This window comes from Caballeronia sordidicola (assembly GCF_000729995.1).
Taxonomy (GTDB): Bacteria; Pseudomonadota; Gammaproteobacteria; order Burkholderiales; family Burkholderiaceae; genus Caballeronia; species Caballeronia sordidicola_A.
Genome location: NZ_JNFG01000201.1, coordinates 39271 through 63040 on the forward strand (window position 1 = coordinate 39271; position 23770 = coordinate 63040).

Consider the following 23770-nt stretch of genomic DNA (forward strand, 5'->3'; position numbering starts at 1 on the left):
GGCCCTGTCAAATCGAGCCCATAGCACATGATCAACTTTTCCAAGCTCCTCAACGCGCTGTTCGGTACGCGCGCCCCATCGGACCTCGCGCGCTCGACCCAGGTCAACTGGGATGTATGGTTGCAACCGATCATCGAATTGCACCCGGGCGATGTCGCTACGCTCGCCGCGCAAGTGGGCGAAGACCCTGGCTACGACGATGGTTTTCTCGCCATCAAGGAACAAGTGGCGAAGCTCTCGGACGTGGACGACACCCTGATCATCAATACCGCCGAGCGCCTGCTCAAACACTGCGCCAAGGACGTACGCGTTGCTGTTTATTACCTGTACGGCCGCATGCGCCGCGACGGCGCCGAGGGGGTTGCATCGGGCTTCGAGCTGCTGTCGGCGCTGATCGATCGCTTCGGCACCGACCTGTTGCCGGCGCGTGTGGAAACGCGCAAAACCGCGCTTGAATGGCTCGCAGGTGCAACCTTCGCTGACCGACTCGATCGCGTGCAAGGGCTAACTGGCGACGTGCTGGAACGCGCGCTTTCCGCGCTCGCGTTGATCACCGAAAGCACCGCCTCGTGGCCCGACGATGCGCGCCCGCAATTGAGCGCGTTGTATCGGCGCTTCGAAGGCCGGGTGGAGTCACCGAAGGCCACGGATCATCCCTCGCTCGTGGCGCCGCCTTCGGGAAGTACGGCCACGTCACTGCAGTCGGAGACCGGGGTTTCATCAAGCCGCGACCTGCTCGACCGCGCACGCCAGATGGCATCGTTTCTGCGCGAGCAGCCGCAGGGTTATTTCCCGGCTTACCGATTAATGCGCTGCATCCGCTGGGACACGCTCACCGAAGTGCCGCCATGCGATCCGGACAGTCGCACGCGCCTTGTACCGCCGCGCTCGGAACTTCGTGTCCAGCTCAAGCGGCTCTTGGCGCAAAAACAATGGCTCGAACTGCTGGACAAAGTAGAACTTGCCTTCGCTGAGGGCGCGAATCACTTCTGGCTCGACCTTCAGTATTACGCGTTCGTCGCCCAAGCGCAGGCAGGCGGCGACTTCGCGCCAGTGCGAGACCTGGCCGCCACCGATTGCGCGTTGATGCTCGAACGCCTGCCGGGGTTTCATCTTCTGTCGTTTTCCGACGGCACGCCATTTGCCGATGATTCCACCCTCGAATGGATCGCACGATACGCAGGCACCCGTGATCTCGATCGCGGAGAAATGCCGAGCTCAGCGGCAGCGCAATCGGCAAATACCGACTGGGCGGAAATCGAAACCAAAGCGCAGGAGCTCGCCACGCAACAGGGACTCGACTCCGCATTTCTCTGGCTGCAAAGCCTGCCTGCTCAAGACGGTGAGCGCGACCGGTTCGTGCGGCAAATGGTGATGGCTCGCATCGCCGAGCGCGCAGAGCGTCCGGACACGGCAATGCATCTGCTCGCCACGCTCGATACATCTACACGCCGTTTTGCATTGCCGATATGGGAACCGACCCTCGCGTTCGAAGCCAAGCAGCACCTGATGCGCCTGCTCAAAGTGCGCATGACGCGCAAGGACGCCGACAAGCCGGCGCTCGCACTACGCATCGATACGCTCATCGGCGAGCTGACTGCAATCGACGCTGCCCGCGCCGTTGCGCTGGATTAAACGAATAAAAAGCTACCGTGAATACACCCAAACACAACGAAGTCCTGCGCTACTACGAAGCCGAAATGCGCTATCTGCGCGATGCCGGAAAGGAATTCGCTCAAGCGTTTCCCGAGCGCGCGCGCATGCTCAACATCGATCGTGTCGGGGAACGCGATCCGCACGTCGAACGCTTGTTCGAAGGTTTTGCGTTTCTCGTCGGCCGCCTACGCCAGAAGCTCGACGATGAACTGCCCGAGCTCACCGAAGGTCTCGTCAGCATGCTCTGGCCGCACTATCTTCGGATGATTCCATCGCTGTCGATACTCGAAATCACGCCCACGGACGGTTCGCTGCAAAGCCACGACGTGCTCGCCGCAGGCCTTGAAGTACTGGCCGATCCGATCGCCGTCGATGACGCCAAGGTTGAATGCGTCTATCGGACCACACAGGCGGTCGACCTGTACCCCCTGAGGCTGACTGAGGCGAATGCTTACGCGCGCGAAGACGGCCGCTCGGTCATCAAGCTCAGGCTGAAATTGCAGCCCCAGATACCGCGCGCGCAGATGCAGGTGCCGCGATTACGCATGTATCTGAATGCGGATCGGCCCGTCGCGTTGAGTCTCTACACCGCGCTCACTGCGGCACCGCTCGCGGTCCACGTTCGCATTCCGGGTTATCCCGAAGATCGGCCGGGAATGCCGCAAACCATGCAGGGCTTGCACATCGAGGCGGCAGGATTCAAGGCCGACGAACGCCTTTGGCCCAAGGCCGATAATGCGTTCGGTGGCTATCAATTGCTGCTCGAATACTTCACGTTCCCTGAGAAATTCATGTTCGTGGATCTGGTGGGTCTGGACATGCCATCGATTCCACAAGCGGCGCCTTACTTTGACGTCGAGATCGTGCTCGCTCAACCCTATCCCGACGACATGCGCTTCACCGCCGAGAACGTGCGGCTCTTTTGCACGCCGATCATCAACCTGTTCAAGATTCAGGCCGATCCGCTCACGGTCTCGCAGTTCGAAACCGAGTACCGGGTGAATGCGCTCAAGGCGAGCGGGGACTTTGTTGAACCGTACTCAGTTGACTCGGTGGTCGGCTTTGAAACCTCGAACGGCTCACGCTTCGAGTACGCGCCGTTTGCGTCGTTCCGGCATCGCGGCGGCATGTTGCGCCATGAGATGCCCGAGCGCTACTTCCATACCCGCACCCGACGCGGTCCATCAGGACGCTTCGATACCTGGGTTGTGCTGGGCGGCCACGCGTGGGAAAGCGAGACCACGCTACCCGAGGAAACGCTGTCTCTGTCGGTGACTGGCACGAACGGCATGTTGCCGCGCAAGGGCCTGCGCGAAGCCGGCATTAACCGCACGCGCGCGGGCTTTACGAACGTCGCATCGGTGCGCAATCTGAGCGCGCCGACCTTGCCGGTGTATCCACCCACCGGCGACCGTTTTCATTGGCGTGTGCTCTCGCATCTGGCGCCGAACTATCTGTCGCTGCTCGATGCGGAGATCCTGCGCGGCAGTCTTGCGCTCTACGACTGGACTGACGGCGAGCTGAACCGGCGGCGTATCGAAGCGATCACCGATGTCAAACATCGACCATTGCAAAAGCTTGTCAAAGGCGGCTTGCTGCGCGGTGTGGAGATTGAGGTCACGCTCAACAGCGACAAGTTTGCAGGCGATGGCGATCTCGCGATGTTCGGCGAGATGCTCAACCGCTTCCTTGCGCTGTACGCAACGGTGAACGTCTATACGAAACTGGTCGTCGTCTCGTTACCGAGCGGGCGCCGGATAACGTGGCCCGATAACAAAGCAGAAGGAGCGCCGTTTTGAACGCGCCTCGTCGCGAGTTTCCGGTGCTTGAGCAAGCCTTGCTGCTCCCTGAGTTATTCAGCCACGCGACGCAGATGAACTTCATGCGCTTTTGCGAATTGATGGAGTTATCGGCGCCCAATCGTGCGCCGATCGGCTCAACCGACTCGCCGACCAATGAGCCGGTGCGCTTTCGCTCGCGCGCTCGGCTGGGGTTTCCGAATCGGGAAATCGATGCAGTCGAGTACGACTACGACGATGCATCGAAGCCGCCATCGGTCCGCACGACCTTCCTCGGGTTGTACGGTGTCGATGCGCGTATGCCATCGTATTTCATCGATGAGGTCGCACAGAATCGTGATGGCGCTGAATCGTTGTCGGCGTTTCTGGACTTGTTCCATCACCGAATTGCCACGCAGTTTTATCGGACGTGGCGCAAGTATCGGTTTCCGGCGGGGTTCAAGAAAGGTGGCACCGATGACGTCTCGCGCTGCCTCGTCAGCCTCGTTGGATTAGGCATCGGCCGCGCGGGCATTGAGCAGACCGTTGGCACACGCAAGATTCTGTCGATGCTTGGGCTGGCCAGCCAGCGCACACGCACGGCTGAAGGTCTGGCAGGTGTGCTTCAACATGCCGTGCCGGATGCGACCATCACGGTCACCGAGTTTCATCCAGTATGGATTCAGTTAAACCAGTTTGAACCAACGGCGCTTGGTGAGAACTGCGTATTGGGACGCGGCTTCTACGATCGAGGCAATTGCGCGCGCGTAGTGATTACACCAACGACACCTGAATCGGTGTTGGGCCTCACGCCCGGTCGTGAGGTACATGCCGAGATCATGGCACTGCTGCGCTTCTACCTCGGCTACGAATCGAACGCGCATTTGGAGATGCATGTTGCGCCCGACCTAATGCCAAAAGCCGAGCTTTCATCGGACCAGATGAGCCTGGGTTACACGACCCAGCTCGCGCAAGCTGAACGGCCCTATGCGACAGGCGCCATCACCCGCGTGCAACTTGGCACATGGGACGGTCGCACCGCGAAAACTTACTCGACACACTAAATAAAAATATGGAACCCAAGCATGAATCCCATGATGATCCGGCTGATCCATCAAACACGACTCGCCGCCGCGGTGTGTGCCATCCTTACTATCGCAGGCTGCGGCATCGCTCAGTCGGTGAAAACCGGGACAGTGGACGCAGCGAAGTGGGCGTTCACCACCCAGATCAAAACGATGAACCTCGACCTCATGAGCCGGTCATCGTTGAATACAAGCGGCGCCGGACGATCGCTGTCGACGGTGCTACGGGTCTACCAACTGAAGACGCCGCAGGCGTTTGAGCAACTGGGGTATGCGCAGTTGCAAGGCAATGATCTGGATGCACTGAAGCCCGATCTGCTCGGCACAACGGACGTCGTGCTTCGACCCAATGCGAGCGCCAGCCTCAGCGAACCGATGGATGAGCAAGCGCGGTTCGTCGCTATCGTCGCGTTCTTTCGGGACGAGGGCCGCGAGTCAACGTGGCGATTGCTGATTCCGAAAAAGCAGTGGAAGGCGACCGATCCCGTGAAGGTCGAAGTGCGGGATAACACGCTGCAATTGGCAGGAACAAACGCGAATGCGGTGAAGCGATACACGTCACAGCCAGGTGCTACGCAGCCAGATACGCCCAAAGCCACGAAGCCGAGTGCGAAAGGCACCGCGTTAAAAGACGACTGGTTGCAGCCTGGGTGACCTACGCTGGCACGTCGCGAAGCAGCGTTCAGCGTGCTCCTCTTCCTATTGCGCGTGACTCATCCTCTCTCTGAGTGATCATGACAAGAAAATTTGTAATTGGCAGCGCGAGCCCCATTGCGCTCGATACCCGCTCTGATATGCCGGTGCGTCGCCGATTGACCGCTAAAGAGTTCGAGCGGAATTTTTCGCCGATCGGCATGGCGATTAGAGAATCGATGATTACCTCCATACAAGCGATGGAGCACCACTTCGATCTGCTGCCGATTCCGGTGCGCTATCGGGCATCCGGCGCCATCGATGCCTGGACTGCCGTGCGGCGTCTGGCAGGCCGCGAGGGTGCGAAATTCTCGGCAGCACTGGCCGATCCGCGCGGTGAGGTCATGGACCTGAGCCGCCATCTGTGCGAACTCGTTAGACATTGTCTGGGCGAACCACCACCGGATGAAGCCGAACATGAATTCGCGGACATCTACACCCGAAGCGCTTTCAGTCAGGCCTTCTGGCTTAGACGCGGAGCGTTGTACGAGCCGACCGCCGCGCTGCATCGTCTGCTTGAAGTAAGCGATATCGCCAGCGACGTCCCGTTGTCGCTGCTGCGCTTGCCTGCACCTGCCATTTGTATCGTTCCGGAGCCTGCGCTGCGCGACCACCCCAATGGTTTTAAAGCCGTGATGGTGTTCGAGCACTGCGCTCCATGCGGTTGGGAGGAGCATGCGCGCTGGCTCACGTTTTGTGTCTGGCCGCACGAGGACGATCCCTATCCGAAGCTTCACGTGCAATCCTTAAGTCTCTATGCTGGCGCCGATAGCGGATCAGTTGAAAAGGCTTTGTCCCACGTGTGTGAGCGTTACAGTCTTGAGGGCGAGGCCTTGGCCTCCTGGCAGCGCGTTCTCGACTACGTAGTCAAAGTTCTGCTTTATCTCTCGCTGGACGTTTCCCCCGTTATTCACGAGCGCCCCTATAGCACGGCTCCACGCAAGCCCGCCGCCTTGGGCAAACGCAAACGTCTTGAGCAGCATGTAGCGAGAGAAAGCCTCTACGACCGCTACGTCGTCGGCCCAGCCGCGCTCCCCGAGCGGTCAGAGCCAAGCGGCAGCAGCGAGGGCAGCGATCGAGAAACGCGGGCGCACTGGCGGCGCGGTCACTTTCGCATGCAGGCGCATGGACCCGCCGCGGCTCGGCGCAAGTTGATCCTCGTGATGCCGGTGCTGGTGCGCGCTGATCGTCTTGGCTCGGACTGCCTCCTGTAGTGTTGTTCCCGCGAGCAGTGGTAACGTGGTAACTCTAAAAACTTCACCGGATTGTCAGGCCTTTCAAACACAAAATGAAAATATCTTCATCTTCAGGGGAATTGCCTTTTGCTTATCGAATGGCGAAGCAAATGCCTATGCCGAAGGTTGGCATCGAGGAGGCGTATCGGACGATTAGGAACCGTTTGCGAAAGTACAGCGCGTCATCGATCATCGATGCAGCTTTACTGATCCTCTGGAACCCGCCGCCGAATAAACTTGAGGAAATCAGAGGCGCACCTTGGCTGACGCTGCTCATCGTAAAGTGGGCGCTTCAAGACAACGGCGTCAATTTGCGTATCGGGGCAGCAATTCCGATGGAGGAGATGAACCGCATCCGGCAGGAGCTTTGGGACCTTCCTGAGAAGGTCCGCGACAACGCTGCACCGACGAACATTCTCCTCATGCTGCGCAAAATCATGCATGCGCAAGTCGAGTTTCAGCGCCTCGAAAGCCAGGGATTCATGCGGTGGGCCGCGTTATATGCGCGAATTCCCGAAGACCGAAATGAACGTAGGCAATTCAGAGATGCCTTCGGGATGGAGCCTGACGTGTTCATGGTTCTTTCCTTTGCGCTTTATGCAGCGGTTCTTTCGGGGGAGATGCCGATAGAACGTGAATGGATGCTGCCGATGCGCGAGACGTATGGTGCGAGCGTCGACCGTATCTATGAAATTTTTTCGCGTGACATTGCAAGCTTGCGAGAGGAGTTGCAGAAGGATGCAGCGCAGAAAATTCGTGGAACAGCAGAACTCTATGAATTCCCATACGTGAAGCGGTTTCCGCTCGTCACAATGCGAGACGGGAAGATTCATTGCTGGCATCGGCTCGTTTTCGCACGAGGCATAGAGGAAATTGTCCACCTTCGCCTTTCGGAACTTTACGGTGGAGAATATACGCTCTCGTTCAGCCGCGTATTCGAAGAATACGTGACAGAACTTGTCGTCGAATCCGGATTGCCCGTGCTGTGCGAGACGGAATATAAGGCGATTGCAGGAGGGCATGCCGCTGCGGTTGAGGCGGTTATAGCAAGCGACAACTGCAATATCTTTGTTGAGGCCAAGATGAGCCTGTTCGCCGATGACGTGCTTTTGCAGGATAGCCCGATCGCCGCTTATCAGAAGACCAAACGCGTACGTGACGCAATCACTCAAGGCTGGAAGGTTGGCGAGCATGTCAGAAAGTGCGCAGGGCTTGGTGAGCGCTTTCAAAAGCCGTACGATTTTCTACTGGTGGTGACCAGTCGTGAGTTGTTCGTCGGCGGTGGAGAAATGCTACAGCGCCTTTTCCCGCCGGAAGAATTTGGTTATCCCGATGAAAATGCTGCGCGCCGCCTCCCCCTTTCAAATGTGTTCGTGATGGGTATCGAGGAATTCGAGCGTCTGATTGGCAGTGTGAAGGCGGGCGAGGTCAATCTGTCCGAACTGCTCCATGAAGCCGCTATTTTGAATCATGACGGCCCTACCTCGCGGATTTTCTTCAGTGACTTCCTGAAGAAATACGTCAAGGCCTGGACAATACCCGTGGTCTTGGAAAATGCTCAAGGTAAGGTGGATGGACAAATCGAGTCTGCGTTGGGGGCGAGTCCCGAGCATACAGCTTGTTGACCTGACCATTCGTGCCAGAACGGTTGCGAGATTCGTCCTGCGTGTACCCTAACGAAATGAAAAATCCCGCTGGCAGTAGGGTTAAATTCCGGCAAAGCCTGCTGACGCTGACTCCATCAACAGGATGAAATAACTGCAGAATCTCATGCGTGCGGCAGCGCGTCATTTCCTTTCCAAAGCGACAAATAAATGACGTGCCGCCACGCACAGTCGCTAACAGTGATAAAGAAACTAGGTACCCTAAGCAGACTACTAACCTGGAAAGCAGCAACCCGGCGCTGACCCCGACCGCTAACACCAGAACCTAGCAACCCGGCATCGCCCCCGGCCACCTACCTCAGAACCTGGTAACCCGGCACCATCCCCGACCGCGACTCCCTCCCTCACCCCCTACCACCCGTATTTCAACTCCACACCAACATAGTCGGCATTACTACCACCCACCGCGCGGATAGCATCGCCGACCTGGAAATGCACCGCCTCGACCGCGCCGATCAGGTTCGCCGCGATGGTCCAGTCCGCGCGCAATTGCACGTACATGCCGGTCCGCAAGCTGCCATGACCGGCCGTCCCCGGCACGGGCACCGATCCTTGTGCATACACGGCATCGGCCGTGGTCGCGCGCCACTGGAAGCCAACGGCTGCCAGCAACGACAAGTTGCTCGCCGGCTTCAACGTGATGCTCGGCTTGACGTGAATCAGGTTGCTGTAGCCGGTGTAACCCGCCAGCGTGAAATAGTAGCCATTGGGGAACAGCGGGTTGAACGTCCCTATCCGGCCATCGCCCGGGTGACGATCGCCCGATGCCGCATCGATCTGAATGCCCGCGCGCGGCGTCCCTGGAACATCGCCGAAGGTATAACCCGCCAGCGACCCGAGCGCCCACGCACCAATCGTGCTGTTGCCAACATGCCCACTTTGCAGCATGGTCTCGACATCCCAGTCCACCTGTCCGCCCTTGCCCGTGTAACGCAAGTCGAACACGTCCCGGCGCTCATCGCCCGCAGCATCAATAAAATGTGCGTTATCGCGGTTATAGCGCGAGTAGTACCCGGACAGGTCGCCCGGTCCCACGCCCTGACGCTCGAAGCGCACGCCGCTGAACGTGAGGTGCCGGTTCGAGACGTCGTCAAAGTCGCTGACGTCACGGTTCTGCACCGGCTGCGTGGCATAGGCTATGAACCGCCAGCGCTGTATCTCCCAGTCAGTCCAGAGCCCGTCGAACGCTTGCCGGACATTCGGGCCATCACGGACGGAAATGAAGCGCTGCAAGTCGAACGCCATCTCCTGACGCCCCAGCCTGAACTTGAACGTACCGCCCCCGAGCGCTCCGACGTAGGTGATGAACGCTTGCTCGAGATCGAGCGGGTTCTTGTCGACCGGCGACACCGAATCCTTGCCGTAAGGCTGGGCATCTTCGATCTGCGTGAAGATCTGCAGATGGTCGCCGAGATGGATATCGGCGTGTACTTCAGCGCGTTGCAGCAGGTACGTATCAGCACGGTTCGCACCGACGCCGAACAACGCGGCATCGTTGACTTCCAGCCGCTCGCGCAGGTTCGCGCCGAGCGAGAGGTACGACGCCGGATCGCCACCCAGCGGCATGTACTTGAGGCCGTCCAGCGGCTCGCGCGGCACGCACGGATTCGCGAGCACCGACCAGTCCTCTTGCCATCGATTAAACAAGACCGTGGGGCGTTTAACGTCGCAGGTCGTCACTGGCGTGGGCGCGGGAGGTGGTACGTCGCCCGCATCCGACGCAGCCCGAGCGTCCATTGCCGCGCCGCTCGCACTCACCGCCAGCGTAAAGCCTAAAAGCGCCAGCAATCGTCGCGTCTGCGTCATTGAGCAGTCGTGTCGTGAATCTCGGCGATATACCCACCCGGAAATTCGACGATCGACGTCTTGCCCTTATCAGTCTGATACGGCGTAAACAGCACCTTAGCGCCTGCCGCCTCGGCCTTCGCCAGCGTCGCCGCGAGGTCGGTCACCTGGTAGCCTGTCGTCTCGCGCCCGAACGGAAATGGCAGCTTGCCGTCGGTCACGAACACCATCATCTTGCCAAAGCCCGATTCAATCCGGATGCAGCGCATGGTCTCGCCCGGACGCCCGATGACGCCGGAATCCGCATGCCGATCGTCTGACACAATCTTGCCTTGCGAGAACCGCACGAACCGGCGCACGAAGTTATCGACGGACGTACGGGACATGTACACGCGATTGTCCGGTACCGATTCAAGCGGCCCATAAGACGGTGCTTTCGTATGCCAGTACAACTGCATGTTCAAGCCGCCGGGCCAGCGGATCAGCGCGTCCTTGCCGATAGGGTCATCGAACGGTTCGACGATCACATCCGCACCCGCGGCATGGGCCGCGTGCACGGCCTTATCCATGTCGGTCACGAGATAGCCGGTCCGCTCGTCGCCGAACGGATACGGAATCGGCGTCTGGAACGCAAACACGGACAGCATGCCGACCGGCGTCTGCACGTATTGCGATGCGGTCTTGCTCGGCGTCGGCGTCACGGTGAAGACCGCGCGTGGCGAAGCCTTGCCGCCGAAGGTCGCCAGGAAGCTGTTGACGAATGCATCGATATCTTCGTTGGACACATACACGTGGGTCGTATCGTACTGAGGACCAACGGATACGTTCGTGCTCGCCGCCGGCTTGAGTTCGGCTGCGGCCTGGGCAACACCGGGCGCGCTCGCCGTGCCGAGCAACACGCAAACGAGGGCGACCGCGGCCGCAAGCCGGGAAACGGAAATGCGCGACATGGAAAAGCTCCTGTTTTTGTCCTGCTTCTATTCGATATAAAGGGAGATAGGAAAGCGGTGCGCTTGATTCACTTGCCACCGTTTCCCGGATCGGTGGACGGCGATGGCTTCGCCGATGCGGGCGTCTCCAGTTGCCGGACCTGAACGCTTTCCGGGAACAGATGAGCGCGCACCACCGGTATCGTATGCTCCCCGAGCACGATACCCAGCAATCCTGCGAGCGCGATCAACGGCGGTGCGGGTGACTGCACGCGCACCAGGCAGTACAGCAGGCCGACCACAAAGCCTGCTGCAAGCGAAATAAGATAGGGCATCGTCAAGTCTCTTGTCTAAAGCAAAACTATTCTTTCCAGTCGGAGCCGAGAATCAGGCCGCAGAAATTCACGCGCCGATAGTTGGGATCGCAGCGTTCGAGCACGTCGGCGTTGACCGTCCCGAATGTGGTTGCGGGACGGTTCGCCATCGCCTGCGCGAACACGTCGATGATCTGCTGCTTGAAGCCCGTACCGCGCGGATATTCGACCAGCACCGCGTCGCGCTCCACGCGACCGACCTCGTCGAAATGCATGCCGAGCAGATCCGTTTCGACACCGGCCGCAACCAGCCCGGTCAACGCGGACATGTGCGAACAAATGCCGAACGTGGTGTGCAGTGCGATCGCATTCCAGACATCGGCGACATCGTCATCGGGTATGTCATAACCCTCGAGAAAATCCCTTACCGCATTGGCGCTGTCCACTTCGAAGCGCATCCGGGAATCGCGATATAGCGAGGTCAGGCCCATGTCATGAAAAAGCGCAGCCACGTACAGCAACTCGGCGTTGAAGACGAGCTGCCTGCGAACACCGATCAGCGCCGCGAACAGGAACACCCGCGATGAATGGCGATAAAGAATATCCGGCTCGATAGCGCGCGCGGCGGCAGCCGCTGCACGCGCCATCTTGCTGTCTGGAATCGCGATTCCCGCGATGCGCTTTGCCATCGCCACCTCCTTGGGCCAGCCTGCACGAACCCTCTGCTCATGCGCCCTCAAGCGGCCTGAATCGTCCTTGATTCTCCACGACGCTTCAGAACGCGAAGCAACTGCAGCCGAGCGCGCCCCAGAACCCGTTTGCATCGCTGACGGGTACCTGTTTGCGCCATGCCCACATGTGACCATGAGCATGAATGCCGCACAGGTTGACGCAACTGTCGGCGCACGCCTGCTGGAGGATAGTGGCGGGCTGGTATCGGCTATAACCGCCGAACTCGGCCACCGGCGACCATGACGGACTGACGGGTAACGGCGGCGGTGCAAGCGAGCTGAACTCGGCGTCCGCATGAACCACCTTGCCGTTGACCACGGTCAGCACTGACGATAGATACTTGATCCGCGTTTCATCGACTGTGAAATAGTCGTCGGTGAGCGCGGCGAAGTCCGCGAACTGCCCGGGCACCAGCGCGCCCTTACGGTCCTCTTCGCCCGAGAACCAGCTGCTGCCCACCGTATAGCGGCGCAGCGCTTCCATCCGGTCCAGGCGGTCCTGCGGTGCGTACATCTGCATGCCACCGACCGTGCAGCCCGACACCATCCAGTAGAGCGATACGAACGGGTTGTAACTTGCCACGCGCGTGGCGTCCGTACCCGCGCCTACCGGCAAGCCTGCTGCCAGCATCTGCTGAATCGGCGGAGTCTTGGCGGCTGCCTGCGCCCCATAGCGATGAACAAAATACTCGCCCTGAAACGCCATGCGGTGTTGAATAGCAATGCCGCCGCCAAGTGCCGCAATGCGGTCGATGTTGCGCCGTGAAATGGTTTCGCAATGGTCGAAGAACCAGCGCAGGCCATTGAACGGTGTGTCCTGGTTGACGCGTTCGAAGACGTTCAGGAAGCGGTCGACAGACTCGTCATAGGTCGCATGCAAACGGAACGGCCAGCGGTTCTGTACCAACAGCCGCACGACCGCTTCAAGTTCCGGCTCGAGCGTCTCCGGCAGGTCCGGACGCGGCTCGAGAAAGTCCTCGAAATCAGCCGCGGAAAAAACCAGCATTTCACCCGCGCCGTTCAATCGAAGGAAGTCATCGCCCTCGCCTGGCTTGGTCATCTTCACCCAGCGCGCGAAGTCCTCGATCTCCTTCTTCGCATTCTGTGTGAAGAGGTTATAGGCAATGCGCAGCGTCAGCTCACCACGCTTGGCCAGCCCCATGATCACGGCGTAGTCATCGGGATAAGCCTGGTACCCACCGCCCGCATCGATTGCGCTCGTGACGCCAAGCCGATTGAGTTCGCGCATGAAATGCCGCGTCGAATTCACCTGGTCGTCGTAGGCAAGCTTGGGTCCCTTCGCGAGCGTCGCGTACAGCAAACCCGCGTTGGGGCGGGCAATCAGCATGCCAGTCGGATTGCCGCGCTTGTCGCGCTGGATCTCTCCGCCCGGCGGGTCGGGTGTGTCCTTGGTGTACCCCACTGCACGCAGCGCGGCCGCATTCAGCAGTGCGCTGTCATAGAGATGCAGGATGAACACGGGCGTGTCCGGCGCAATGGCGTTGATCTCTTCGAGCGTCGGGCCGCGCCGCTCCGCGAACTGCAGCTCGTTCCAGCCGCCGATCACGCGCACCCATTGCGGTGCAGGCGTACGCGCAACTTGCCGGCGCAGCATGTCGAGCGCATCGCCAAGCGACGGCACGCCGTCCCAGCGCAATTCCATGTTGAAGTTCAGGCCGCCCCGGATCACGTGCAGATGCGAGTCGTTAAGTCCCGGGATGACGGTGCGCCCTTTCAGGTCGATACGTTGAGTGCCGGCGTGCGCGAACTGCATCGCGTGAGCGTCGTTGCCGGTGGCGAGAATTTTTCCGTCCTTGACCGCGAGTGCCGTCACGAAAGATCGCTTCTCATCCTGGGTAGCGATCTTGCCGTTGAAAAAAATGGCATCCGCGGACGCAGCGGCAGGGGTGGGCGCTGTCATCGTCGTCCTCATGCTTTAGGGTGCGCGACGGCGGCGAACGTGGTTCACCGGAAGGTAGGAACCATGGTTCGCGCCGTAAGTTGACGTGCGTGTTCTTTAAGCTTCGTCGGACTTTCAGCCGCCCGCTTCGCTCGCGTGCTCGCCGAGGATCTGCTTCGCGTAACGCACGCCGATACCGTATGCGCTATGCGCCTTGAAGATATCCATGCAGCCGTCATACGTTTCACCGCGAGCCCAGTCACGTTGCAGCTCGCACATGAATTGCAACGAGGTCATGGGCACAGCGCCCGCCTGGATGATGCGTTGCACGGCGCGCTCATGCGCTTCTTCCGTGATGTCTCCGCACGCGTCGGTCGGGACGTAGATCTCGTACCCTGCGGCCAGCATCTGCACAGTCGGAAACGTCACGCAGACTTCCGTCCACAAACCGGCGATCACGATCTTCTTGCGCCCGGTCGCTTCAATGGCCTTGCGGAAGTTCGCGTCTTCCCAGGAGTTCATCGAGGTACGGTCGATCGGCTTTTGCTCAGGGAAGACTGCCTGAGGTTCGGGGATGAACTCGCCGCTGAACGTCTGCGCAGCGATCGTCGTGAGGATCGTGGGAACGTTGAACAGCTTGGCGGTTTTCGCGAGGACCTGGACGTTGTGCACGATGGTCGTGCGGTCATGCGAATGCGTTCCAAAGAACATCTGCGGCTGGTAGTCGATCAGCGCGAGAGCACACGTGTCGGGGGTGAGTAATTCATGCGGCATGGAATGCTCCTTGGTCTGGCCTCAGACTGAATCGGCACGGCGACGCACGCCGCCGTGGAAAATGTCGATAACCGAAATGGCAGGCGTTTGCCGCATCTCGATTCCGCTTCGAGGCTACAGAGAGGGAGTCTTAAAGTCCTGAGGCCGACCTGAATCCTTCTTAAAGGATCGAGCCGCTCGTGCGTTGATGCGCCAGCACGGGCCAGGCCGCGTGTGCCAGCGCGGCAGCCTTGCGCTCGCCGTTGTCTTCGAGTTGCTGCAGCGCATAGGCCCGCGTGGTTGCAAGCAGGCGATAGCGCGAAGGAACCGTCCCGCTATCGTGAATCACGAGCGACTTCGAGACGAGGCCGCCAAGCGCGTCGAGGATCTCGGTTTGCGAAAAGCCGTGGGCGGCCACCATGTGGCAGGCTGCATCGAAGGAAAATCCGTTCAGGAAGACACCGAGCCAACGCAGCAACGTACGCTCGGTATCGTCGAGAAGACGATAGCTCCAGTCGAGCATGGCCTTCAACGTCTGATGGCGTGGCAACACACCCCTGAAGCCACCCGTCAGGATACGAAAGCACTCGTCGAGATGGTCCACCAGGACCTCAATGCCGAGCACTGCCGCACGCGCCGCCGCTAGTTCGATCGCAAGCGGTATGCCGTCGAGCCTTCGGCATACAAGGCCGGTAAGAAAGATGCTGCGTTCATCGGAAGAAAAGCACGGATCGATCGTGCGGGCGCGGGCAAGAAATAGCTGCACCGCACTTGTTTGAAGGATCTCGTCGCCAAGGCTTGCATCGGGGGGCACGTCGAGCGACGGCACGTGATACAGCACCTCGTCCTGGATGCGAAGTGCCTCGCGGCTGGTAGCCAGCACGCATAACGCGGGGTTGACGGCCGTCATGGCACGGGCCATTTCCGCGGCCGCGTCGATCACATGCTCGCAATTGTCGAGCACAATCAGCACACGACGGCCAGCTATCTCCGCTGCGATCAGATCGGACGACAAGCGGCCCGCAGGCAACTTAATACCAAGCGCACCGGCCAGTGCTTCCAGCGCGAAACGCGCATTCGACACCGAGGCAAGCGGTACGAACACCACGCCGTCCGGAAAACGCATGGTGGCCTGACCTGCAACCTCCAGCGCAACCCGCGTCTTGCCAATACCGCCCGCACCGACCAGCGTGACAACGCGCCCGGCATTCAGTCCGCCCAGCACTTGCGCGACCAGGGTTTGCCGGCCAATCAAAGCCGATACACCGGCAGGAAGCATGATCGAAGCGCATGGCAACAAACCTGCGGCGGTTTCATGCTGCAAGGGCGCCTCTTCATGCGCCAGCATCAGCCGATAACCGCGTCCTGGCACCGTCTTGATCAGATCACGATCTGCACCGAGCGCCTTGCGCAAGGCAGCAACATGCACCTGCAGATTGTTTTCCTCGACCACCGTATCAGGCCATACGCGGCGCATGATCTCGTCCTTCGAGACCAGCGTTCCCTGTGCGCGGATCAGCAGCTCGAGAATGTCGAACGCGCGGCTGCCAATGCGCAGCGACTCGCTGTCAAGCTGGATTTCCCTGCTTTCGAGGGAGATGAGAAGTTGCCCGATCCGGACCATCGCACGCTCGATTCCGAAGAGTGACGGATGAAAAAACAGGTCACGGTAATAAGCGATTCAGATGGCAAATCTTACGGCACGGGAACGAATCAAAGATTGAAAAATTTCGATTCCACCCATCGAAAATCTTGATGTGTTTGCGGTTCGCAAGACACACGAGCGGTGCAATGCATGGCAGCGTGGAAGAGGTTTTATGCCGGCAAGCGTTGCCCGCATGTCGATGGAACCCTGCGCTACTCCTCGGCTTGCCGGGTGGATTCTTTAAAAGGTCAGATCATGCAGCTTGTGCATGCCTTCGCGCAGCCAGTCCAGCAGCGTGCGTTCGGTGCCCACCGGCGCGGGTATCTCGGTGTTCAGCTTGCGCAGGGTGTCCTGCTGTTCCGAAAGCAGCTGGCACATCTGCTGGCCTATTTCCGGCCGGCTCTTCAGCAGCGGCGTCAGGTCCACCTTGTCCAGCCGATAAAGCACCGCTCGCGTCAAAGCCGTGACTTGCGCCTGAACCGGCAAACCCGCCAGCACGCCCGCTTCACCGATAGAATCTCCAGGTCCCAGGCGCACGGTTTCGACCGGGCCGGAGGGTCCCTTCACGATCACCGACATGACACCCGACTCGACGATCATCAGATAGTCCATCACCTCCTCTGACGCGACCACCACCTGATTTGCTTCGTATTCGTGACGGGACAGTCTGCCGGACAGCGCTTCGATCTCTTCAGTTTTCAAGGCACGGAAGAGATCGACATGTGACAGGAGCCGTTGCCGGCTGTCGGCAGCGTCGTGGCGTGGCGGCCGTGGACCGCTCAGTGGCCAGAGGTCGATACCCGCAGCTGCGAGATGACGATGGCAAAGATCGTAAAGCTGGTTCGTCACGACCACAGACTTGCCCATGTCGTCGATATAAACCGTGACCTCGTATTCAATCGAGTTGATCGAGGCTCTCTTGACAAGCGTATAGGGTGCGGGTGTTTGCAGAATCATATTGCTTCCCGCTACCGCGCGTTCCAGCGCACCAAGGACGGTAGCCGGACGTTCTTCGGGTGAAATCTGCAGCGCGATGGACACGCCGTGCAGCGCAACGGGACGGCTGCTGTTGGTGATTTTGGCCTTGGCCGCCAGACTGTTGGGGACGATGACAACATTGCCCTGTGAAGTGAGCAGGTGGGTCGCCCGCCAGTTCATCTCCAGCACCTTGCCGTCCACGCCATCCACTGAAACCCAGTCCCCAATGTGATACGGCTCGGTCGTGTTCAGCACGATCCCGGCGAACACATCGCTAAGTGTGCTTTGTATGGCGAGACCCACCACGATAGCCAGCGCACCGGAGGTGGCTACCAGTCCCGTCACCGGCAAACCCAGCACGAATGCTAGCGAGGCGACGACGGCGGCAAGAAAAACCAGCGCACCGAGTACGTCCTGGAAAAGGCGGTCCTTGTGCCATTGGCGCGATTGGAACGCTGCGTCCAGTGACATCGTAAGAAGACGCGCACCGAGGAGCCACCACGAAACCTCAAGGATCTGGGCCGCAAGATGGCGGCCCGGGGACTCAGGCCATGGTGCCGGTGTGAAGGGACTCAGGGTCGATCCGAACATCAGCAGCGCACTCAGCAGCGCGAAGATCACCAGTCTGAGCAGCAAGCGAAGGGTGTCGTTGCGTGGAAACGCTGCGCGCCAGAGCACGACGTTCACCATGACCAGCACGAAGCCAAGAACCAGCGGATCTTTCACAAGACTGCTCCCGACATAGAGGACCTTCAGCGTTACCGCACCACGAACGGGCGAGGACCGGTGTTTGCCCGCACCTTCACCGCCTGCCAGCCCGCTCGCGCTTCCACCCACGCGGCTACTGCGAGCAAACGCTCGTCGTGTTGTGCCGCGCCGACCAGTTGTGCGCCGAGCGGAAGACCGGCGGGCCCAAGGGCGATTGGCAGGCTGATAGCCGGAACGCCCAGGAATGTCCATGGAGCGCACAACGAAGCGTCGCCGGTATAGTCGAGTTCGACTGGCGCTTCCCCTGTAGCCGGCGCGACGAGAAGCACGTCAAACCGCATCTCTTCATGCAACCAGCGGTCGAAGAGATGAGCCAGCCGCACCTGCGCAGCCCTCGCTCGCGCATAGTCGATGCCCGATATACCGCGGCCCTCATTGATCAACGACGTCATGACCGGGCTGACCAAGCCGGGCGACCGGTCCAGAAGCGGACCATGCACCACCGCCGCTTCTACCGCCAATATGGCCGATACCAGCGGCCCTATGTCCAGCAGTTCAGCCGGCAAATCGACCGTGACGACCTCCGCTCCATCGGCTTCCAGTTGCCCCGCCAGCCGGGCCAACGCGCTGTCCTGAGCCGGTTCCATCGCGGTGCCGACCTGCCTGCGCAGCATGCCGATACGGATGAACGCACCGCCGTCGTTGCCCTGGCTTTCGTTTTTGCTACGTATGTGTGAAGAGTGAAAGTCCTGGTCGTCGGAACCCGATACGACTTTGAAGGCGTATGCCGCATCTGCGACGTTGCCAGTGAAGATTCCGATGTGATCCAGCGATGGCGCCAGCGGCAACACACCGGTTCTGGCAATACTTCCATAGGTCGGTTTGAACCCCACGACACCGCAATACGCTGCTGGGCGAATAACAGAACCAAACGTCTGGGTCCCGAATGCAAGAGGAACAATCCCCGCCGACACAGCCGCGGCAGAGCCGCTGGACGAGCCGCCGGGCGTATGCTTTTCATTCCATGGATTGACCGTCGGACCCGGCTGGCGCCAGGCGAACTCTGTTGTAACTGTCTTTCCCACAACGGATCCACCTGCCTGCCGCAAGCGCGCCACCAGTACCGCATCGGTCTCAGGCGTGCGGCCCGCGTATGCCGGCGAGTTGTACTCGGTCGGCATGTCCGCCGTGTCGATGAGATCTTTTATGCCGATGGCAATACCCGCGAGCGGCAACCCGATGTCGGTTTGATTGACCACCGGCGCATCCGGCAGATAACTGAATGCGTGCAACCACGGTTGACTTTGCCGGGCGGCCTTATCGGCGGATTCAATGCTTTGCTGGATCGTCAGAACACCGCTCTCGACAGCACGGCGGATGTCGAGCAGGGTAAGTGCGTTTGCTGGTTCAGTCATCTCGTGAATAATCCCGGTATGGTTTTGTATTCCGTGGCCTAAACGCGCAAGGCCTAAGTATGCCAGTCACTTGACTCGAGATAATAATGGCAAAGGAGGCGCGTAGCTGCCAACTACCGCTAGCGGGGCTGTCTTGAAGCACGAACGGCTAAGCCGGGCGTTTGCCCGGCCTTAAGGATTTTCTCTAGGAAGCTGAATCAGCCTCCGAACGCTAAGCATGATTGACGCACCGTCATCCCTCCCTGAGCGGTTGCGTCGCAGGACGCACGCGTCGGCCAGCCAAACCCCATACGATCGCAGCAATGACCAGGGCGAGCACGCCCGCAACGCACAGCGCCGACGCGAAACCACTCGCGAAACTTGCCGGAGCCGCGGATGCCAGGAACGCCTTTGCGGCTGGCGCTAAATGCTCGGTCGCGTGAGACGCGTCTCCGGCTAGCAATCTGGACATGAAGTCGGCATCAAGCGAATTCCTCACTGGGGGAGCATTGGCCAAGGCTACGTCGAGCGCCGTTTGAGTCCGCGATGCAAGCACGGCGCCAAGCACCCCTACGGACGTGACAATCGCAGTAAACCGCGTGGTCGTGCTGATGCCGGAAGCCATACCGGTTCGATTGGGCGGAACGCACGCCATGATCGCTTTCTGCGTATCTCCGTTTAGTATGCCGGCGCCACAGCCCGTGACGATCATGCCAAGTGCGACCAGCCAGTATCTTTGATCCATCGATACCGATGCGGTCAATAAATTCCCCGCGCCGATCAGGCCAAGCCCGACTGTCAGCAGCGTAACGCTGGAAAGCCGGCCTGCGAGCCACGCCCCTACGTAGGGGCCCGCGATCATGGCAGTGGCAAACGGTAGCATTCCGATACCCGCGCTGACCGCCGGCCATCCAAATGCATTCTGCAGATACAACGGCAGGAACGTCATCATGACCTGAGCACACGCTGCATAGCCGAACATGCTAAGCACAGCAGCAACAAAACGCGCCTGACGAAACAGCGACAGGTCAATCATCGCATGAGCACGGTTCTTTTCCAGCTTCAGGAAAGCGATAAGCAATCCTGTACCTCCTGCGAACCTGACAATCGTGGGAAGACTTTTCCAACCGTCTGTTTGTGTTCCGATCAGTGCCCAGATTCCAAGCGCCAGGGAGGCACCAAACAACAGGCTCCCGATTACATCGATTGCCCCCGCTTGAGGGTTGCGCGACTCGCGGATAGAGCGGTGCACGCACCAGGCGAGCACCGAACAGACAGGAAGATTCAGGAGGAAGATCCATCGCCACCCGAGCCACTGCGTAATCACGCCGCCGACTAACGGCGCGACCGTGGTCGCCAGCCCCATGCACATGCCCCATACCGCCCAGGCGCGCGCTCGCGAGGGTCCCTCCGGGAAGGTATGGGCTATCACGGCGAGCGCGGCGGTCAGCAACATCGACGCACCCACGCCCTTTACCGCACGAGCGAGATTCAGGAAAAGCGCGGTGGGTGCAAGCCCGCATCCGAGCGATGCCAGGCAGAAGACACCCAGACCGACCATCATCAGTTTTTTTCGGCCGAAGCGATCGGCTATGCCGCCGGCGGCCAGCAAGCACGATGCAAAAGCGACCATGTAGGCACTCACGACCCATTCGACGTCAGCAAAACCCACGTGGAACGATCGCGCGATCGATGGAAGGGAAACGGCGACCACGTTGGTATCGAGGACGATCAGCGCACAGGTTGCCGAGGCAGTGCCCAAAACGAATCGCGCTGCCTGTGTGCTCAACGCCGGGTTGAGATCCGTGTCCGGAGAATGCTCATGGTTTATAGGTGTACTTCCTCGAAACATGCATACCACCATCGAAATGTAATTGGTGGTTGTAATGCTATCTGTACCCGTATTAATCGTCACTAACGTAAGATCACTGAATTATTCACGAAAACGTTAATACAGTGAAACTCGAACTTCGTCATATCCGATGCTTTGTGTGCGTTGCCAGGCATCTCCACTTTGCCCGCGCGGCTGAGGAGCTGGACATTGCACCGCCCTCGCTCACCAAGCAGATTCAGGAAACCGAGCGGCTGCTGAACGTGCGTCTGTTTCATCGGACCAAACGCAGCGTTGCGTTGACTGCGGCAGGAGAGGCGTATTTGCCTGAAGCGCTGGCCGCGCTTGCCCACTTGTCACGCGGGCAGGAACTCGCCGCGCTGGCCGAGCGCGGAGAGCTGGGCCGGATCGAGGTGGGATACGTTGCGTCGGCGGCATTTGCGGGTGTGCTTCAAAACACCGTCCGCGGATTTCGCCGTGACAATCCCCGCATAGAGATGGTCATTAGCGAACTGGCGATGGACCGCGTGCCGGCCATGCTTGCTGAAGGTCTTATCGACGTCGCGTATGTCAGGCCGCCCCTGCATTATCCAGAGGGCGTCCAGGCGATCACGCTGTATCGCGACGATTTCATCCTGGCAATTCCTGAAGACTCGTTGCTGGCTGAATCGGCGAGTGTTTCTCCCGCCCAATTGCGTGACTGTGTTTTTGCTCTGCCTGAGCAGGACTTTGGGACGTTTGAAGTCGGGCGCAGAGGGCGCTTTCAACCGCAACTGGGCCCGAGGCCCGGACCGTTGGCCGCAGTACTAGCTTGTGTTTCGCTAGGGGGAAATGTTGCAGTGGTGCCGCGTACGCTCAGCGATTGCGTTTCACTTCCAGGCGTGGTTTATAAGGCTATTGCTGGAAAACCAATCGTATCAGAAGTTGCCATGGCATTTCGCCGGCATGAACGTGCGCCTGCTGTACACGCGTTTATCAGTTATACGAAACAGTTGATGGTCGGTTGAGCCGGATCGCATGGTTGGGGAAAGAGATCACCGCTGCCAGCCGAACCATCTATCGGCTGGCAGCGGTCAAGCTTCAACAACCGGCCGCTCAGGTCACCGGCGCCGGATTAAACAAAGTAAGCGCGTTATGCAGCTTCAAATGCTCCGCACACGTCTCCTTGCGTCCGCTCGCCACGTCCAGCATCAAGCGGAACAATTCCCAACCCACGTCTTCAATCGTCGCGTCGCCGGTTGCTATGCGACCCGCGTCGATATCCATCAAGTCATGCCAGCGACGTGCCAGATCGGAGCGTGTCGCGACCTTGATGACAGGGACTTCTGCCAGGCTATACGGCGTGCCGCGCCCTGTGGTGAACACGTGCAGATTGATACCGGCGGCAACCTGCAGCGTGCCGCAGATGAAATCGCTCGCAGGCGTTGCCGCGAAGATCAGGCCCTTCTGCTTCACCTTCTCGCCGGGCGACAACACGCCCGAGATAGCGGAGTTGCCCGACTTGATGATCGAGCCCATCGCTTTCTCGACAATATTCGACAACCCGCCTTTCTTGTTTCCCGGCGTCGTGTTGGCGCTGCGGTCCGCGCCGCCGCGCTTCAGGTACGTGTCGTACCACTGCATTTCGCGGATGATCGCCTGTGCAACCTCGGCGTTAGCGGCGCGGCTCGTCAACTGGTCGACGCCATCGCGGACCTCGGTCACTTCGGAAAACATCACCGTCGCGCCCGCACGCACCAGCAGATCGGTCGCAAAACCAACTGCGGGATTCGCCGTGAGTCCGGAGAACGCATCGCTGCCGCCGCACTGCACACCGATCACAAGATCGGCGGCAGGACAAGTTTCGCGCCGCCGCTGGTTCAGCCGTTCGAGATGGTGCGTAGCGGTACGCATGATGGAATCGATCATCGACTGGAACCCGACGTGCGCATTGTCCTGCAACACGACAACGTCGCCATTCGAATCGTCGCCTGCCGTCGCAATCGGAATCGTGCCGACGGGCATCAAACGCTCAGGCTGCAGCTTTTCGCACCCAAGGCTCACGATCATCACTTCGCCGCCAAAGTTCGGATTCAGGCTGATGTTGCGCACGGTGCGGATAGGCACCATGGCATCGGGGGCATCGATAGCAACACCGCAACCGTAGGTATGTTCGAGCCCGACGACATCATCGACGTTCGGATAGCGCGGCAACAGTTCCGCCTTGATCCGCGCAACCGCATGCTCGACAACGCCCGACACACATTGCACGGTCGTGGTGATCGCAAGAATGTTGCGCGATCCGACGGTCCCGTCGGCGTTTCGATACCCCTCGAACGTGAACCCTTCCAGCGCCGGCATCTCGGGTGCCGCGCGCGTGGCGATCGGCAGATCCTCCAGGCCCGGCGGCTCCGGCATCCGGATCACGTGTTCGTTGATCCAGCTTCCTTTGGGCAAGTCCTTCAACGCGTATCCGATCACCACGTTATAGCGCACCACGGCTTCGTTCTCGGCCAGATCGGCGAGCGCCACTTTATGGCCTTGCGGTACCCGCTCGCGCAACACGAGACCATCGGCAAACACGGCGCCTTCGGGCAAGCCGCCGTCGTTGACGACAATCGCGACATTGTCGAGCGGATGAACACGAATGTAGAGAGGAGACTGTTCCATTTCAATCGAACCTTAAGATGACTAATTGCGACTACTCGCCCA

The 23770-nt window shown here is 59.8% G+C and carries 17 protein-coding genes and 1 pseudogene; 7 read left to right on the forward strand and 11 right to left on the reverse strand.

Annotation, left to right across the window (positions count from 1 at the left end; translation table 11 throughout):
* Window positions 1-27: 27 nt before the first annotated feature.
* The 6 genes from tssA (at window position 28) to FH08_RS0138965 (ending at window position 8072) form a co-directional block, all read left to right on the forward strand.
* Entirely contained in the window at window positions 28-1635 is a 1608-nt protein-coding gene (gene tssA / locus FH08_RS0138940; protein ID WP_031363528.1) for a type VI secretion system protein TssA, read from the forward strand.
* Between the two features lie 17 nt (window positions 1636-1652).
* Complete coding sequence (tssF, locus tag FH08_RS0138945) at window positions 1653-3455, forward strand: type VI secretion system baseplate subunit TssF (RefSeq protein WP_031363529.1); 1803 nt, start codon at window positions 1653-1655, stop codon at window positions 3453-3455.
* Between the two features lie 74 nt (window positions 3456-3529).
* A complete protein-coding gene (tssG, locus tag FH08_RS0138950; RefSeq protein WP_200878863.1) occupies window positions 3530-4498 on the forward strand; it encodes a type VI secretion system baseplate subunit TssG in 969 nt (322 codons plus the stop codon).
* A gap of 21 nt (window positions 4499-4519) precedes the next feature.
* On the forward strand, window positions 4520-5173 hold the full coding sequence (gene tssJ, locus FH08_RS0138955) for a type VI secretion system lipoprotein TssJ (RefSeq protein WP_235210646.1): 654 nt from the start codon (window positions 4520-4522) through the stop codon (window positions 5171-5173).
* An 80-nt stretch (window positions 5174-5253) separates the two neighbouring features.
* Window positions 5254-6426: a hypothetical protein gene (locus FH08_RS0138960; protein ID WP_051888879.1), complete on the forward strand. Its 1173-nt coding sequence runs from the start codon at window positions 5254-5256 to the stop codon at window positions 6424-6426.
* 74 nt (window positions 6427-6500) lie between these two features.
* A complete protein-coding gene (locus FH08_RS0138965) occupies window positions 6501-8072 on the forward strand; it encodes a hypothetical protein (RefSeq protein ID WP_152603033.1) in 1572 nt (523 codons plus the stop codon).
* Between the two features lie 390 nt (window positions 8073-8462).
* Here FH08_RS0138965 and FH08_RS0138970 read toward each other — a convergent pair whose 3' ends face one another.
* The 10 genes and pseudogenes from FH08_RS0138970 to FH08_RS0139015 form a co-directional block, all read right to left on the reverse strand.
* Window positions 8463-9917 carry an alginate export family protein gene (locus tag FH08_RS0138970; protein ID WP_035568437.1) on the reverse strand — a complete coding sequence of 485 codons (1455 nt, stop codon included), beginning with the start codon at window positions 9915-9917 and terminating at the stop codon, window positions 8463-8465.
* Window positions 9914-10846, reverse strand: a complete 933-nt coding sequence (locus tag FH08_RS0138975) for a hypothetical protein (RefSeq protein ID WP_031363535.1) — start codon at window positions 10844-10846, stop codon at window positions 9914-9916. Before FH08_RS0138975 ends, FH08_RS0138970 begins: the two co-directional genes overlap by 4 nt.
* A 68-nt stretch (window positions 10847-10914) precedes the next feature.
* The gene (locus FH08_RS0138980; RefSeq protein ID WP_031363536.1) at window positions 10915-11160 is read right to left on the reverse strand and encodes a DUF1427 family protein; all 246 of its coding nucleotides are present in this window, start codon (window positions 11158-11160) and stop codon (window positions 10915-10917) included.
* Window positions 11161-11186: 26 nt separating this feature from the next.
* Window positions 11187-11828 carry an HD domain-containing protein gene (locus FH08_RS0138985; RefSeq protein WP_031363537.1) on the reverse strand — a complete coding sequence of 214 codons (642 nt, stop codon included), beginning with the start codon at window positions 11826-11828 and terminating at the stop codon, window positions 11187-11189.
* A gap of 85 nt (window positions 11829-11913) precedes the next feature.
* Window positions 11914-13791, reverse strand: coding sequence for an amidohydrolase (locus FH08_RS0138990; RefSeq protein WP_031363538.1), 1878 nt, complete (start codon window positions 13789-13791; stop codon window positions 11914-11916).
* Window positions 13792-13905: 114 nt separating this feature from the next.
* Window positions 13906-14544 carry a hydrolase gene (locus FH08_RS0138995; protein ID WP_031363539.1) on the reverse strand — a complete coding sequence of 213 codons (639 nt, stop codon included), beginning with the start codon at window positions 14542-14544 and terminating at the stop codon, window positions 13906-13908.
* Between the two features lie 202 nt (window positions 14545-14746).
* Window positions 14747-16147: pseudogene (locus FH08_RS0139000) on the reverse strand (ATP-binding protein); the annotation flags it as partial.
* A gap of 261 nt (window positions 16148-16408) precedes the next feature.
* Window positions 16409-17872, reverse strand: a complete 1464-nt coding sequence (locus FH08_RS0139005; RefSeq protein WP_031363541.1) for a mechanosensitive ion channel domain-containing protein — start codon at window positions 17870-17872, stop codon at window positions 16409-16411.
* A 32-nt stretch (window positions 17873-17904) separates the two neighbouring features.
* Window positions 17905-19269 carry an amidase gene (locus FH08_RS0139010; RefSeq protein ID WP_051888881.1) on the reverse strand — a complete coding sequence of 455 codons (1365 nt, stop codon included), beginning with the start codon at window positions 19267-19269 and terminating at the stop codon, window positions 17905-17907.
* A gap of 232 nt (window positions 19270-19501) precedes the next feature.
* A complete protein-coding gene (locus FH08_RS0139015) occupies window positions 19502-21100 on the reverse strand; it encodes an MFS transporter (RefSeq protein WP_081889739.1) in 1599 nt (532 codons plus the stop codon).
* A 104-nt stretch (window positions 21101-21204) separates the two neighbouring features.
* Here FH08_RS0139015 and FH08_RS0139020 point away from each other — a divergent pair, with 104 nt between their 5' ends.
* On the forward strand, window positions 21205-22086 hold the full coding sequence (locus FH08_RS0139020) for a LysR family transcriptional regulator (RefSeq protein ID WP_031363544.1): 882 nt from the start codon (window positions 21205-21207) through the stop codon (window positions 22084-22086).
* An 88-nt stretch (window positions 22087-22174) separates the two neighbouring features.
* Here the strand turns inward: FH08_RS0139020 and garD are convergent, their stop codons facing one another.
* The gene (gene garD / locus FH08_RS0139025; RefSeq protein WP_031363545.1) at window positions 22175-23728 is read right to left on the reverse strand and encodes a galactarate dehydratase; all 1554 of its coding nucleotides are present in this window, start codon (window positions 23726-23728) and stop codon (window positions 22175-22177) included.
* Window positions 23729-23770: the final 42 nt, after the last annotated feature.

Coding starts and splice junctions, on each gene's coding strand:
- FH08_RS0138995 (WP_031363539.1), bottom strand. CDS start 14,544: ATGCCGCATGAATTACTCACCCCCGACACGTGTGCTCTCGCGCTGATC.
- FH08_RS0138975 (WP_031363535.1), bottom strand. CDS start 10,846: ATGTCGCGCATTTCCGTTTCCCGGCTTGCGGCCGCGGTCGCCCTCGTT.
- FH08_RS0139010 (WP_051888881.1), bottom strand. CDS start 19,269: ATGACTGAACCAGCAAACGCACTTACCCTGCTCGACATCCGCCGTGCT.
- FH08_RS0138985 (WP_031363537.1), bottom strand. CDS start 11,828: ATGGCAAAGCGCATCGCGGGAATCGCGATTCCAGACAGCAAGATGGCG.
- FH08_RS0139015 (WP_081889739.1), bottom strand. CDS start 21,100: ATGTTTCGAGGAAGTACACCTATAAACCATGAGCATTCTCCGGACACG.
- tssA (WP_031363528.1), top strand. CDS start 28: ATGATCAACTTTTCCAAGCTCCTCAACGCGCTGTTCGGTACGCGCGCC.
- FH08_RS0138965 (WP_152603033.1), top strand. CDS start 6,501: ATGAAAATATCTTCATCTTCAGGGGAATTGCCTTTTGCTTATCGAATG.
- FH08_RS0138970 (WP_035568437.1), bottom strand. CDS start 9,917: ATGACGCAGACGCGACGATTGCTGGCGCTTTTAGGCTTTACGCTGGCG.
- FH08_RS0138990 (WP_031363538.1), bottom strand. CDS start 13,791: ATGACAGCGCCCACCCCTGCCGCTGCGTCCGCGGATGCCATTTTTTTC.
- garD (WP_031363545.1), bottom strand. CDS start 23,728: ATGGAACAGTCTCCTCTCTACATTCGTGTTCATCCGCTCGACAATGTC.
- FH08_RS0138980 (WP_031363536.1), bottom strand. CDS start 11,160: ATGCCCTATCTTATTTCGCTTGCAGCAGGCTTTGTGGTCGGCCTGCTG.
- tssG (WP_200878863.1), top strand. CDS start 3,530: ATGAACTTCATGCGCTTTTGCGAATTGATGGAGTTATCGGCGCCCAAT.
- FH08_RS0138960 (WP_051888879.1), top strand. CDS start 5,254: ATGACAAGAAAATTTGTAATTGGCAGCGCGAGCCCCATTGCGCTCGAT.
- tssJ (WP_235210646.1), top strand. CDS start 4,520: ATGAATCCCATGATGATCCGGCTGATCCATCAAACACGACTCGCCGCC.